Origin of the sequence: Streptomyces lydicus (assembly GCF_000717345.1) — a bacterium.
In the GTDB taxonomy this organism is placed as follows: domain Bacteria; phylum Actinomycetota; class Actinomycetes; order Streptomycetales; family Streptomycetaceae; genus Streptomyces; species Streptomyces lydicus.
The window spans coordinates 220166-234360 of record NZ_JNZA01000002.1 but is presented as its reverse complement, the minus strand read 5'-3'; the positions used below and the strand labels follow the sequence as shown (position 1 = coordinate 234360).

At 70.9% G+C, this 14195-nt stretch carries 11 protein-coding genes; 6 read left to right on the top strand and 5 right to left on the bottom strand.

What is annotated here, in order from left to right:
* Nucleotides 1–117 precede the first annotated feature (117 nt).
* The gene (locus OO62_RS02530; protein WP_033265449.1) at nt 118–732 is read left to right on the top strand and encodes a GTP-binding protein; all 615 of its coding nucleotides are present in this window, start codon (nt 118–120) and stop codon (nt 730–732) included.
* Nucleotides 733–829: 97 nt separating this feature from the next.
* On the opposite strand, the gene OO62_RS02525 is transcribed toward OO62_RS02530, so the two are convergent.
* Complete coding sequence (locus OO62_RS02525) at nt 830–1258, bottom strand: PPOX class F420-dependent oxidoreductase (RefSeq protein WP_033265448.1); 429 nt, start codon at nt 1256–1258, stop codon at nt 830–832.
* A 168-nt stretch (nt 1259–1426) separates the two neighbouring features.
* Between OO62_RS02525 and OO62_RS02520 the strand changes: the two genes are divergently transcribed.
* The gene (locus OO62_RS02520; RefSeq protein ID WP_033265447.1) at nt 1427–1846 is read left to right on the top strand and encodes a roadblock/LC7 domain-containing protein; all 420 of its coding nucleotides are present in this window, start codon (nt 1427–1429) and stop codon (nt 1844–1846) included.
* Between the two features lie 76 nt (nt 1847–1922).
* Nucleotides 1923–2810 carry a DUF6397 family protein gene (locus tag OO62_RS02515; protein ID WP_033265446.1) on the top strand — a complete coding sequence of 296 codons (888 nt, stop codon included), beginning with the start codon at nt 1923–1925 and terminating at the stop codon, nt 2808–2810.
* Here the strand turns inward: OO62_RS02515 and OO62_RS02510 are convergent.
* Nucleotides 2741–3610: an acyl-CoA thioesterase gene (locus tag OO62_RS02510; RefSeq protein WP_033265445.1), complete on the bottom strand. Its 870-nt coding sequence runs from the start codon at nt 3608–3610 to the stop codon at nt 2741–2743. The two genes, OO62_RS02515 and OO62_RS02510, sit on opposite strands and share 70 nt — an antisense overlap.
* Nucleotides 3611–3662: 52 nt before the next feature.
* Complete coding sequence (locus tag OO62_RS02505; RefSeq protein ID WP_033265444.1) at nt 3663–6176, bottom strand: DEAD/DEAH box helicase; 2514 nt, start codon at nt 6174–6176, stop codon at nt 3663–3665.
* Nucleotides 6177–6919: 743 nt separating this feature from the next.
* On the opposite strand from OO62_RS02505, the gene OO62_RS02500 reads away from it, so the two are divergent.
* The gene (locus tag OO62_RS02500) at nt 6920–7711 is read left to right on the top strand and encodes a metal-dependent hydrolase (RefSeq protein WP_033265443.1); all 792 of its coding nucleotides are present in this window, start codon (nt 6920–6922) and stop codon (nt 7709–7711) included.
* 128 nt (nt 7712–7839) lie between these two features.
* Here OO62_RS02500 and OO62_RS02495 read toward each other — a convergent pair whose 3' ends face one another.
* Together OO62_RS02495 and OO62_RS02490 are read right to left on the bottom strand one after the other, a co-directional pair.
* Nucleotides 7840–9621 carry an ABC transporter ATP-binding protein gene (locus OO62_RS02495; protein WP_033265442.1) on the bottom strand — a complete coding sequence of 594 codons (1782 nt, stop codon included), beginning with the start codon at nt 9619–9621 and terminating at the stop codon, nt 7840–7842.
* On the bottom strand, nt 9618–11498 hold the full coding sequence (locus tag OO62_RS02490) for an ABC transporter transmembrane domain-containing protein (RefSeq protein WP_033265441.1): 1881 nt from the start codon (nt 11496–11498) through the stop codon (nt 9618–9620). The genes OO62_RS02495 and OO62_RS02490 overlap by 4 nt, the downstream gene beginning before the upstream one ends.
* A gap of 249 nt (nt 11499–11747) precedes the next feature.
* Between OO62_RS02490 and OO62_RS02485 the strand changes: the two genes are divergently transcribed.
* Together OO62_RS02485 and OO62_RS02480 are read left to right on the top strand one after the other, a co-directional pair.
* On the top strand, nt 11748–12497 hold the full coding sequence (locus tag OO62_RS02485; protein WP_033265440.1) for a L,D-transpeptidase family protein: 750 nt from the start codon (nt 11748–11750) through the stop codon (nt 12495–12497).
* A 237-nt stretch (nt 12498–12734) separates the two neighbouring features.
* Complete coding sequence (locus OO62_RS02480) at nt 12735–14159, top strand: cation:dicarboxylate symporter family transporter (RefSeq protein ID WP_033265439.1); 1425 nt, start codon at nt 12735–12737, stop codon at nt 14157–14159.
* Nucleotides 14160–14195 lie beyond the last annotated feature (36 nt).

Genomic DNA, 14195 nt, shown 5'->3' with positions numbered 1-14195 from the left:
GGTACGGTCCTCGCCATGGATTTCGGACGGCGCTCTGCCGCCGAAGGCTCCCCTCGCCGAGCCATGCATCCACACACCTCGTGACGCGCAGGACCCGCATCCTGAAGGAGACGGCCGATGAACGCCGCACCAGGGGCCCCGGACGGTGCAGCCCCGGACCCCGACCCCGAGCTGGCCCTGAAGATCTTAGTCGCGGGCGGCTTCGGCGTGGGCAAGACGACTCTCGTGGGCTCGGTCAGCGAGATCCGCCCGCTGCGCACCGAAGAAGGGCTCACGGAGGTGGGGGAGTCGGTCGACGACACCGGGGGCGTGTCCCGGAAGACCACCACCACGGTGGCGATGGACTTCGGGCGCATCACCATCAGGGACGGGCTCTCCCTGTACCTCTTCGGCACCCCGGGGCAGGACCGCTTCTGGTTCCTGTGGGACGACCTGTCCGAGGGCGCGCTGGGCGCCGTGGTGCTGGCCGACACCCGCCGGCTGGAGGACTGCTTCCCGGCGGTCGACTACTTCGAGCGCCGCGCGATCCCCTTCCTGGTCGCCGTCAACTGCTTCGCGGACGCGCGTTCCTACGGGGCCGACGAAGTGGCCCGCGCACTGGACCTCGACCGGGGCACCCCCGTCGTCCTCTGCGACGCGAGGGACCGCGACTCGGGCAAGGAAGTCCTGGTCCGGCTCGTCGAGTACGCCGGACGCCGGCACTCGGCCCGGATCCTCGACTCGGTGGGCTGAGCGCCGGCGACGCCCGGCTGCCGGACCCGGTGGGCGTGGAGGGGGCCCGGCGCCGGCCGGACGTGACGCGGCCGCGGGACGGCCGCGCCGCGCACCGCTACCCCGCGAGGTCCGCGACGGCGACGGCCTTGTCGATCGTGAGCCGGACCACCACCTCGCCCGGCACGCCGTTGCGGGCGCCGTACTCCTCCGCCCGGTCCTCGCCCATGTAGCGGGCGGCGATCCGCGTCGCCCAGTGCCGCACCTCCGGCAGATCGTCGCTGATCTCCGCCGTCCCCTGGACCACCACGAAGGAGAACGGCGGCCGCTCGTCGTCGACGCACAGCGCCACCCTGCCGTCGCGGGCCAGATTGCGGCCCTTGACCGTCTCCGCCCCGGTGTTGAACACCAGCTGGTCCCCGTCCAGGAGGAACCACACCGGGGCGACGTGCGGCCCGCCGTCGGCACGCACGGTCGCCAGCTTGCCGGTACGGGTGCCCTCGGAAAGGAACCTCTGCCACTCGTCCTTCGTCATCTTGTGTGCCATGCCGACATCCTCTCCGCGCGGCACCGACGAGCGCCGCTGGCACGCCGTGCTGCGGGGCCGCTTGCCGAGAGGGCGGAGGTGGGACAGGCTGGCACGGCGGTCTGGCGGACGGACCGCGGACTGCCGTCCGGCCCGGTGTGCGGACGGAGATACGGGGAGGAAGCGGCAATGGCATTGAGCAGCGGACTCGACTGGCTGCTGGACGACCTGACCAAACGGGTGGAGAAGGTACGGCACGCGCTGGTGCTCTCCAACGACGGGCTGGTGACCGGCGCGAGCGAAGACCTGGGGCGGGAGGACTCCGAACACCTCGCGGCCGTCGCCTCGGGCCTGCACAGCCTCGCCAAGGGATCGGCGCTCCACTTCGGGGTCGGGCGGGTGCGCCAGACCATGATCGAATTCGACGACGGGGTGCTGTTCGTGACCGCGGCGGGCGACGGCAGCTGTCTGTGCGTGCTGGCCGGTGCCGACGCCGACATGGGGCAGATCGCCTACGAAATGACGCTGTTGGTCAACCGCGTGGGGGAGCACCTCGCGGTCGCGGCCCGGCAGCCGGAGAGTTATCCACAGGTCGGAGGCAAGGGTTGACCCACTGTCATTGACCCCCGCTACAGTCGTCACTGTCAGTGATCGACCGAGTGGCGGGGGAACCACCATGACAGTGATGTGCGACGCACGGCAGACGTTCGCGACGGGGCGAGCGGCCCGTGAACTGGAGCTGCGGAGCGGCGAGTTCGAGCTCGCCGTCCAGCTCGGAGAAGTGCGAACGACCCCGGCCGGCACCGACGGCCGGCCGGGCGGCACCGAAGTGCCCGGCCGGCGCCGGGTGCCGGCGGAGGAAATCGCCCGGCTGCAGGCCGAGCCGAGGTTCCCGGACGCCCTCCGCGAGCGCATCCGCACGGTCAGTACGACCGAGGCCGCCGCGCTCATGGGCATCGGACCCGGCCGCGTCCTGCGGCTGACCCGAGCCGGCTGCTTCGGCCCCGTCCGGTTCTACGTCAACCGCTACGGCGCGGTGGTCTGGCTCTACCTCGCGGCCGAGGTCACCGAATTCGCCGACCGCGAACCCGGCCTGATGCGGGGCAACACCCCCACCGCCATGCGGATGATGCTCGACAGCGGCCAGGACTGGCGGGCCCGCCAATGGCGCAGTCGAAGGGTCGCCCAGCTCATGGGGCAGACCGAAGACCCCTGGGAAGCCGCAGCGGTGCTCGCCGCGGTCCTCCCGCCCGAGGAAGTGGCCTCGGTGGCCGGGAACCCGGTGGAACGCTCCCTGCTGCGCCGGCTCCGGCCCACCCTCGCGACGGTGATCACCGCCACCCCGGCCGCCCGGGAATCCTTCGAACGCGTCCTGACCGCCGACGAGTTCGACGAGGTGATGTGGTACCGCGTCAACCTCGCACGGGCCCTCGAAAGGGCCCGCAGGGAGGAACCAGGACGGCTGCGGCCACCGGCCTCCGCCACGTCCGCCGGCCGCCCGGGTCAGCCACCCAGCTTCCTGAACAGGCCCTCCTGGACGACCGAGACCAGCAGCCTGCCCTCACGGTCGTAGATCCGGCCCCGGGCCAGCCCCCGGCCGCCGGTGGCGATCGGCGACTCCTGGTCGTACAGAAACCACTCGTCCGCCCGGAACGGCCGGTGGAACCACATGGCGTGGTCCAGCGAGGCCATGTCGAATCCACGCGGCCCCCAGAGCGGTTCGACCGGGATGCGGACGGCGTCCAGCAGCGTCATGTCGCTGGCGTACGTCAGCGCGCAGGTGTGGATCAGCGGATCGTCGCCCAGCGGCCCCACCGCGCGCATCCACACCGCGCTGCGCGGCTCCGCACCCTCGATCTCCTCCGGCGTCCAGCGCAGCCGGTCGACATACCGGATGTCGAAGGGCTGCCTGCGCGCCATGCGCTCCAACGCCTCGGGCAGCCCGCCCAGATGCTCGCGGATCTCCTCCGTGACCTTCGGCAGATCCTCCGGGTCGGGCACCTCCCGACGCATCGGCAACTGATGCTCGAAGCCGGGCTCCGGCTTGTGAAAGGAAGCGGTCAGATTGAAAATCGTGCGCCCCTCCTGGACGGCGACAACCCGCCGCGTCGTGAAGGAACGCCCGTCACGCACCCGCTCGACCAGATACACGATCGGCACCCCGGGCCGGCCGGGCCGCAGGAAGTACGCATGGAGCGAGTGGACCGGGCGATCACCTTCCGTGGTCCGCCCGGCCGCCACCAGCGCCTGCCCCGCGACCTGTCCGCCGAAGACCCGCTGGAGACTCTCCTGCGGACTGCGGCCCCGGAAGATGTTCTGCTCGATCTGCTCCAGATCCAGCAGATCCACCAGCTTCTCAGCAGGACTCGTCATGACCGCCGGACCTCCGTCGCTTCACTCGACGGCCTCGGGCGAAGCCGTCGCCTCACAATTGCCCCACATCCGTGACCCTCAGCACCGCGCGCCCTTCCTCGTCGGAAGCGGCGAGATCCACCTCTGCCGAGATGCCCCAGTCGTGGTCCCCGTTCGGGTCGGCGAAAGTCTGCCGCACCTTCCACAGTCCGTGCTCGGGGTCCTCCTGAATCTGCAGCAGCTTCGGGCCGCGCGCGTCCGGGCCGGTGCCCAGGTCCTCGTACTCGTCCCAGTAGGCGTCCATCGCCTCGCCCCAGGCATCCGCGTCCCAGCCGGACTCGGCATCCATCTCACCGAGTTCCCCGACCTTGTCCAGCGCCGCCAGCTCCACCCGCCGGAACATCGCATTGCGCACCAGCACCCGGAACGCCCGGGCATTGGCGGTGACCGGCCGCACCTGATCGGCCCGCTCCTGCGCCTGCTCCGCCGTCTCCACCTCGGGGTTGGCCAGCTGCTCCCACTCGTCCAGCAGACTGGAGTCCACCTGCCGCACCATCTCGCCCAGCCAGGCGATGATGTCCTGGAAGTCCTCGGACTTCAGATCGTCCGGCACGGTGTGGTCCAGCGCCTTGAACGCACTCGCCAGGTAACGCAGCACGATGCCCTCGGTGCGCGCCAGCTCGTAGAACGACGTGAACTCCGTGAAGGTCATGGCGCGTTCGTACATGTCGCGGATGACCGACTTCGGCGACAGCGGATGGTCGCCGACCCAGGGGTGGCTCTTGCGGTACAGCCCGTAGGCGTGGAAGAGCAGTTCCTCCAGCGGCTTGGGGTACTCGACGTCCATGAGCCGTTCCATGCGGTCTTCGTACTCGACGCCGTCGGCCTTCATCTGGGCCACCGCCTCGCCCCGGGCCTTGTTCTGCTGCGCCGCCAGGATCTGCCGGGGGTCGTCCAGCGTGGACTCCACGACCGAGACCATGTCCAGCGCATAGGACGGCGACTCGGGGTCCAGCAGATCGAACGCGGCCAGCGCGAACGTCGACAGCGGCTGATTGAGCGCGAAGTCCTGCTGAAGATCCACCGTCAGCCGGACGATCCGGCCCTCGGCGTCCGGCTCGGCCAGCCGCTCCACGATCCCGCCGTCCAGCAGCGACCGGTAGATCGCGATGGCCCGGCGGATGTGCCGAAGCTGGTTCTTCCGCGGTTCGTGGTTGTCCTCGAGCAGCTTGCGCATCGCCTTGAAGGCGTCGCCCGGCCGGGCGATTACGGACAGCAGCATCGCGTGGGTCACCCGGAAACGCGAGGTCAGCGGCTCCGGGTCGGAGGCGATCAGCTTCTCGAAGGTGTTCTCACCCCAGTTGACGAAGCCCTCGGGCGCCTTCTTGCGCACCACCTTCCGGCGCTTCTTCGGATCGTCACCCGCCTTGGCGAGCGCCTTCTCGTTCTCCACGACGTGCTCAGGAGCCTGCGCGACCACAAAACCAGCGGTGTCGAAGCCGGCCCGGCCGGCCCGGCCCGCGATCTGGTGGAACTCCCGGGCCCGCAGCGTCCGCACCCGCGTTCCGTCGTACTTGGTCAGCGCGGTGAACAACACCGTGCGGATGGGAACGTTGACCCCCACGCCCAGCGTGTCCGTACCGCAGATCACCTTCAGCAAGCCGGCCTGCGCCAGCTTCTCCACCAGCCTGCGGTACTTCGGCAGCATGCCGGCGTGGTGCACGCCGATGCCGTGGCGGACATACCGCGACAGGTTCTTGCCGAACTTCGTGGTGAACCGGAAGTTCCCGATCAGCGCGGCGATCTCGTCCTTCTCGGCACGCGTACACATATTGATGCTCATCAGCGCCTGCGCCCGCTCCACGGCGGCGGCCTGGGTGAAGTGCACGATGTAGACCGGAGACTGCCGGGTCTCCAGCAGCTCGGTCAGCGTCTCGGTCAGCGCCGTGGTCCGGTACTCGTACGACAGCGGCACCGGCCGGGTCGCCGAGCGCACCACCGAGGTGGGCTTCCCCGTCCGCCGGGTCAGGTCCTCCTCGAAGCGCGACATGTCACCGAGCGTCGCCGACATCAGCACGAACTGCGCCTGCGGCAGTTCCAGCAGCGGAATCTGCCAGGCCCAGCCGCGGTCCGGCTCGGCGTAGAAATGGAACTCGTCCATCACGACCTGGCCGATGTCGGCGTCCTTGCCGTCCCGCAGCGCTATCGAGGCAAGGACCTCGGCGGTACAGCAGATGACCGGCGCATCGGCGTTGACCGACGCGTCGCCGGTGAGCATGCCGACGTTCTCGGTGCCGAACAGCTTGCACAGATCGAAGAACTTCTCCGACACCAGCGCCTTGATCGGAGCGGTGTAGAAGGTGACCTGGTCATTGGCGAGAGCGGTGAAGTGCGCGCCGGCCGCCACCAGGCTCTTACCGGAGCCGGTGGGGGTGGACAGGATGACGTTCGCTCCCGAGACCACCTCGATCAGCGCCTCCTCCTGGGCAGGGTAGAGCGAGATGCCCTGCTGCTCGGCCCAGCCCGAAAAGGCTTCGAAGAGGGCATCGGGGTCGGCGTTGTTCGGCAGATGATCGATGAGGGTCACGCCCCCATACTGCCTGCCTTCGGCCCGGATCAGGGAACCGGCGGCCCGGACGCATCACCACCGAAGATCAACATCGCACGGATCCCCCCGGCGCGCCCCCACCCCCACCCGGCCATTCGCTGCACGGCACCCCGTGAAGTCCACCCCAAACCCATCCTGACCTGCATAAACCTCATGCGCCGAGCTTGCGGCCCACCATGCCGACGCCGGCCCGCGCCCCGCCGAACCGCGCCGGGCAAGGGCCCACCGCACCCCACCGCGACCGTCACCCACCACAGCACTCGCGGAGGCATCCACCCCATGTCTTCACCTTCCGCACACGACTGTGGACACACCGTCGTCGTCGCTGGTCGCGACGGTGCGTGGAGGCGACCGGTCACGTGTCAGAGATCACCCCCTCGGGGCGGGCGAGGAGGTGACGGGAGGAGGCGAGGCGAAGAGGGACGCATGGCGGAGCGAGCGGCGGCACCCATCGGACGGGCCGTGCGACGGGTTAAGCGGAACCTGCGCCACCAGGGGCTGGTGTGCTCACCCGCGCCTCGGGCGGAGATCATCGGGCGCTACGCTGTGTCGCCGACCGGGCGTCAGAAGCGCGGCGGCGTGCGCACGAGGTAACAGCACCTTGCGGAGCACCAGCACAAGCACCAGCACAAGCACCAGCTCAAGCGGCTCAAGCAGCTCGGCAGGACGAGGCGGAAGCTGAAGAGTTTCGCGAGACAGATGAACAAGGGGTGGGAACGAGCATGATGGGACCGGCGCACTCGCTGTCCGGGGCGGCGGCCTGGCTGGGGGTGGGCGCGGCGGCCGCTGCCGCAGGACATCCGATGCCCTGGCCGGTGCTCGTCTGTGGTGCCTTGATCTGTGCCGGAGCGGCGCTCGCCCCGGACCTCGACCACAAGTCCGCGACGATTTCACGGGCGTTCGGGCCGCTTTCGCGGATGGTGTGCGAAGTCGTCGACAACATCTCGCACGCGGTCTACAAGGCGACGAAGATGCGTGGCGACTCGAACCGTTCGGGCGGGCACCGCACGCTCACCCATACCTGGGTATGGGCCGTGCTGGTCGGTGGCGGGATGGCGCTGCTGGCCATGCGGGGCGGCCGTTGGGCGGTGCTCGGGATCCTCTTCGTGCACATGGTCCTCGCCATCGAGGGCCTCTTGTGGCGGGCGGCACGGGTCTCCAGCGATGTGCTGGTGTGGCTGCTGGGTGCGGCCTCTGCCTGGATCCTGGCCGGCATCCTCGATCAGCCGGGCAACGGCGCGCACTGGCTGTTCACCGAGCCGGACCAGCGGTACCTGTGGTTGGGTCTGCCGATCGTGCTCGGCGCGCTGGTCCATGACATCGGCGACGCGCTGACCGTGTCGGGGTGCCCGATCCTGTGGCCCATCCCGATAGGCCGTAAACGCTGGTACCCGCTCGGCCCGCCCAAGGGCATGCGGTTCAAGGCCGGCAGCTGGGTGGAACTGAAGGTGCTGATGCCGGTGTTCATGCTGGCGGGCGGCATCGGCGGCCTCAGCGCGCTCGGCTATCTCTGACCCCTGGTCACCGGCCGCCCTGTGGCACCCCGTCACAGGTGCCACAGGTGCCACAGGTGCCACAGGTGTCACGGGTGCCACAGGTGTCACCTATGCGATGTCACCTATGCGATGTAACCCGTGCGGTGTCACCCGTGCCAGGACCTCCAGAGGGCCGCGTATGCGCCGTCTGCCGTGACCAGTTCGTCGTGGCTGCCCAGTTCGGTGATGCGGCCGTCCTCGACGACGGCGATCACATCGGCGTCGTGGGCGGTGTGCAGGCGATGGGCGATGGCCACGACCGTGCGGCCGTCCAGCACCCTTCCGAGGGAACGTTCCAGGTGACGGGCCGCCCGGGGGTCGAGCAAGGACGTGGCCTCGTCGAGCACCAGGGTGTGGGGGTCGGCGAGCACCAGCCGGGCCAGGGCGATCTGCTGGGCCTGGGCCGGCGTCAGGGTGTGGCCGCCCGAGCCGACCTCGGTGTCCAGGCCGTCGTCCAGGGCCCGCGCCCAGCCGTCCGCGTCCACCGCGGTGAGCGCCGCCCAGAGCGCGGCATCGACGGCGTCCGTACGGGCGAGCTGGAGGTTGTCGCGGAGCGAGCCCACGAAGACGTGGTGCTCCTGGTTGACCAGCGCGACCTGCTCCCGGACCCGCTCGGCCGGCATGGCGGAGAGCTCGGCCCCGCCCAGGGTGACCGTGCCCGTGCGGGGGCCGTAGATGCCGGCCAGCAGACGGCCCAGTGTCGATTTGCCGGCGCCGGACGGTCCGACCAGCGCCAGCCGGCTGCCGGGCCGGATCCGCAGCGAGATGTCGCGCAGTACGTCGACGTCGGCGTGGTAGCCGAAGGTCACCGCGTCGGCACGGACATCGCGTCCCTCGGGGGACCGTTCGTCGTCGGTGGACTCCGGTTCGATCTCGCGTACGCCGACGAGCCGGGCGATGGAGACCTGGGCCACCTGAAGCTCGTCGTACCAGCGCAGGATCAGGCCGACCGGCTCGATCATCATCTGCGCGAGGAGCGCCCCCGTCGTCAACTGGCCCGGGGTGATCCAGCCTTGGATCACGAACGCGCCGCCGAGCAGCAGAACGGCGCCCAGGAGCACCACATGCGTCAGGTCGACGACGGGGAAGAGGACCGACCGCAGGAAGAGTGTGTAGCGCTCCCACTGGGTCCAGGCGCGGATGCGCTGTTCCGAGAGGGCGATGCGGCGCGGGCCCAGGCGGTGCGCTTCGACGGTGCGGCCAGCGTCGACGGATTCGGTGAGCACGGCGGAGACCGCGGCGTATCCGGCGGCCTCCGAACGGTAGGCGCCCGGAGCCCGCTTGAAGTACCAGCGGCATCCGAGGACCAGCAGGGGCAGCGCGATCAGCACCGACAACGCGAGCGGGGGAGCGGTGACGGTGAGCCCGCCGAGCAGCAGGGCGGCCCACACCACACCGATGGACAGCTGCGGTACGGCCTCGCGCATCGCGCTGGAGAGCCGGTCGATGTCCGTCGTGATCCGGGACAGCAGATCGCCGGTGCCGGCCCGCTCCAGAACGCCCGGCGGCAGCGCGACGGACCGTACGAGGAAGTCCTCGCGCAGATCCGCCAGCATCCGTTCGCCCAGCATCGCGCCGCGGAGCCGGACCATCCGGACGAATACCGTCTGGATGACCAGGGCGACGGTGAACAGGACGAGGGTGCGGCCGAGTTGGACGTCGCGAGAGCCCGTGGCGAGCTTCTCCACGACCCCGCCGAGCAGGTAGGGGCCGGCCATGGAGGCGAGGACCGCGGCGGCGTTCACCGCGATCAGTACCGCGAACTCGCCCCGGTGGCGTCGGATCAGGCCGGCGACATAGCGGCGGACGGTCGCCGGTGAGCCGACCGGGAGGGTGGTGAGGGTCTGCGGGGTGTCCGGATCGTGCTCCGGCGGCGCCAGGCCGATCATGCGGTCTCCTCGATCTGCTGAGCAGCGGTGTGCAGCGTTTTCACGTCGTCGAGCGCCGGGCGGCCCCGCCCGTTCCGCCCGGCCTCGCCGGGCCGCCCGTTCGGCGGTGCCGGCGCGGTGTCCGTCTCGCGCGTGACCACGGCGCGGTAGGCGGGGTCACGGTGCAGCAGTTCGCGGTGGGTGGCTTCGGCGACGACCTTGCCGTCGTGCAGGAACACCACCCGGTCGGCCCGGTCCAGCAGCAGTGGACTGGAGGTGAGCACGACCGTCGTACGGCCCGTTCTGATCCGGCGGAGGCCGTCGGCGATCCGGGCCTCGGTGTGCGCGTCGACGGCGCTCGTCGGTTCGTCGAGCACCAGCACCTCGGGGTCGGTGACCAGGGACCTGGCCAGCGCCAGCCGCTGCCGCTGGCCGCCGGACAGTGACCGGCCGCGCTCGGTGATGTGGGTGCGCAGGGGGTCGCCGGAGTCGTCGACGGAAGCCTGGGCCAGCGCGGTCAGGACGTCGGCACACTGGGCCGCGTCGAGGGCCTCCGTCGCCGGCACGCGCCCGGAGGACGGGACGTCGAGCAGCTCGCCCAGGGTGCCGGAGAGCAGCATCGGGTCCTTGTCCTGGACGAGCACGGCCCGGCGGGCGGTGTCCCGCGGCAGGTCGTCCAACGGGGTGCCGCCCAGGGCCACGGAGAGTGCGACGGCCTCGCCGGCGTCCTTCTCGTCGTCCTGCGGCGGGTGTCCGCCGAGACGTTCGGCGAGCCGGCCGGCGGCGTCGGGGTCGCCGCACACCACCGCGGTCAGCCGGCCGGCCACGGCGGTCAGGCCGCTGTGCGGGTCGTGCAGATCGCCGGCCGGCGCGGTGTCCGGGGCGGTGCCGCGGCCGTCGGCCGGCCGGGTCTGGGCCAGGACGCGGGCGGTGCGTTTCGCCGACGGCCGGGCGAAGGAGAACGCCTGGGCGATCTCCTCGAAGTGGCGCAGCGGGAAGAGGAGGAAGGTGACCGCGCTGTAGATGGTGACGAGTTCACCCACCGCGATCGTGCCGGCCAGGGCGAGCCGGGTGCCGTACCAGACCACCGCGATGAGCAGCAGGCCCGGCAGCACCACCTGGACGGCGGAGATCAGCGACCACATCCGGGCGCTGCGGACGGCTGCCCTGCGTACCTCCTGGGAGGCGCTGCGGTAGCGGCCGAGGAAGAGTTCCTCGCCGCCGATGCCGCGCAGTACGCGGAGTCCGGCGACCGTGTCGGAGGCCAGCTCGGTGGCCCGGCCGGCCATCTCCCGCTGGGCGTCGGCGCGCCGGGTGGCCGGCGGCAACAGGGGGAGGACGGCCAGCGCCAGCACGGGCACGCCGAGCGCGACCAGGACGCCGAGCTGGGGCTGGCGGATGACCAGCGTGACGGACACGGCGGCCGCGGTCACCGCCGCGGCGCCGAACCGGGAGACGCCTTCGACGAACCAGCCGATCTTCTCCAGGTCGCCGGTGCTCACGGTGACGATTTCGCCGGCGGCCACCCGCCTGGTCATGGCCGAGCCCAGTTCGGTGGTCTTCCGCGCGAGCAACTGCTGCATCCGGGCGACGGCGGTGATCCAGTTGGTGACGGCCGCGCGGTGCAGCATGACGCCGCCGAGCGCGATCAGGACGCCCAGCACCGCGAGCAGGCCGCCGGACAGCGCGAGCAGACCACCGTCGCGGTCCACCACTGCCTGGACGGCCAGGCCCACCGGCAGCGGGAAGGAGGCGATGGCGCCGAAGTTCACCAGCCCCCAGAAGAGGGCCTTGAGCTGTCCGCCGGTCTGCGCTCTGCACAGCCACAGCAGGAAGGCGCCGCCCGTGCGGACGTCCGGGACGCCCGGGTCGGGATGAGGAAGGTCGCGAATTTGCATGATGTCCCAGGCGAAGTCGTGGTGAGCGGTCGGCAGCTGCCGTTCCGGGCAGGCGAAATGCCCCTCTCGTCCGTCTCGTCGCCGGCGGAGGTCCTGGAAGGTTGGCCCCCGGCACGGGCTGATTTCAAACGGTTTTTCCGCCGACGCCCCATGATTCGGACACGCGTGGCGGGAGGTTCCCGCGCGGGACGGGTGTGCGGAGGAGCGGCTGCTGAACGGTCGTCAGGCCGGTGGTGCGACCATGGGGGCATGCGAACAGCGGGCGGTGCGGTGCGGATGGCGGCGGTGGCCGCGGCGGGTCTGGTCCTCCTGGCCGGTTGCGGGGGCGGGAACGGCGCGGACGGCGGCAAGAACGACGGTGCGGGCAAGGGGGAGCGCCCCGGTGGCCCGGCCCGCGGCGCGTCCCCCACCACCCGGCTCAGGAACATCCCCGGCGTCGGCACCGCCCTGCGTGCGCGGATCCCCGCCGACTCCCGTCAGGTGGTGGCGGTCTACGGCGAGGGTGCCGACTCCGCCGACGCCACCGTCGTCCTCTACGAGAAGAATGCCAAGGGCTGGGACCGCAAGGGGAGCTGGCCCGCGCACAACGGCCGGCGCGGCTGGACCGTCGACCACCACGAAGGTGACAAGCGCAGCCCCGTGGGGGTGTTCACGCTGACCGATGCCGGCGGGGTGCTCGCCGACCCGGGCGCCAAGCTGCCGTATACGCACTCCTCGGCGTTCACCCCGCCCTCGTACTGGTCCAAGAACACCCGCCATGACTTCGACTACGTCGTCGCGATCAACTACAACCGGGTCACCGGGACCTCGCCGCTCGATCCGACCCGCCCGAAGGGGCAGTCGAAGGGTGGCGGGGTCTGGCTGCACCTGGACCACGGCGGCGGGACCTCGGCCTGTGTGAGCGTCTCGAAGCCCGCGATGCAGACGTTGCTGCGTGCGCTCGACCCGGCGCGGCACCCCGTTGTGGTGATGGGGGACAAGGCTCATCTCGCGGGCTGACGGCGCCAGGGGGCGGCTGCGGGCGAGTAGGGACCGGTGCGGACCGGTGAGGACAAAGTGCATCTGCCGGTCGCGGGCGGACACATGCCCACGGGGTGTGCGCTCCGTCTTGGACCAAGCTCCAAGATTTTCCTGGAAGTTACAGCGCACTCTTTCGTGGTGAACAACAAGCGGCCATAGTGACGGATCGCGGAAGTCCACTTCCGCATAACAGAATCCGTCCATGGAGGAGTGCCCGTGCCGCACGCCACCGGAAGCGTCATCCGCCGCGCAGGGCGCGCCCTGCGTACCAGCCTGTTCACCCAGGTGCTCCTCGCGCTGGTCCTCGGTGTCCTGGTCGGACGCCTGTGGCCGCAGGCGGGGTCGTCGCTGCAACCGCTCGGTGACGGCTTCGTCCGTCTGATCAAGGCCATGATCGCCCCGCTGGTCTTCTGTGTCGTCGTCGCCGGCATCACGAAGGCGGGCGATCTCAGGGCCTTCGGCCGCATCGGCGTGAAGGCGCTGATCTGGTTCGAGGCGGCGACCGGCGTCGCACTCGTCGTCGGTCTCCTGGCGGCGAACGTCTTCGCGCCCGGCGCCGGGATGCACGTCGACCCGGCCTCGCTGGACAAGGGCGCGGTGGACGCCAAGACGGGTGGCGGGCAGCTGCCGTCCGCCGCCCAATTCGTCCTGGAGTCCCTGCCGAACAGCGCGGTCGGCGCGTTCGCCGAGAACTCGCTGCTTCAGGTGCTGGTGCTGGCCTGTCTGGTCGGCGCCGCGCTGCTGCACCTCGGGCAGAAGAAGGTCCCGCAGCTGCTGCCGCTGATTGAGCAGGCCCAGGACGTGGTGTTCACCATCGTCGGCTACGTCATGAAGCTCGCGCCGCTCGCGGTCTTCGGCGCCACCGCCCACCTCGTCGGCGAGTACGGCCTGGGCGCCATGGCGACGTACGGCAAGTTGATCGCGGTCTGTTACGGCGTCGCGCTGGCCTTCCTCGCGCTGCTGGGCCTCGCCCTCAAGGCCGTCACCGGCCTGAGCCTGTGGAAGTTCGTCCGCTACACCCGCGAGGAGCTGCTGCTGGCGCTCGGCACCGGATCCAGCGAGACCGTGATGCCGCGGATGATGCAGAAGCTGCGGGCCGCGGGCTGCCGGGACGACGCGGTGGGCCTGGTCCTGCCGACCGGCTACTCCTTCAACCTGGACGGCGCGTCGATCTACCTGTCCATCGGGACGCTGTTCATCGCGCAGGCCGTCGGCGTCGACCTTTCGCTCGGCCAGCAGATCACCGTCGTCCTGGTGCTGATGCTGACCAGCAAGGGCATGGCCGGGGTGCCCGGTTCGGCCTTCCTCGCGCTGTCCGCGACCGCCTCCGCGCTGGGCGTCATCCCGGCCGCCGCGGTGGCCCTGCTGCTCGGCGTCGACCGGATCATGGACTCGATGCGGGTGGCGACCAATCTGCTCGGCAACTGCGTCGCGGTCTTCGCGGTCTCCCGCTGGGAGGGCGCACTCGACCGGGTGACGGCGACGAAGGTCCTGAACGGCGAGGCCACCGCGCCGCCGGCCACCGCGGTCCCCGCCACCGCGACATCCACCACCGCGGCGCCCGCCCCCGAAGCGGACGCCGCGGGCGCGGCGCAGCCGCTGGAGCCGGGCACCGCGCCCGCCCGGGCCGCCGACGCCTGACGCGCCGGCGCCCCCGTAAGCGGGCCCGGCGGGCGA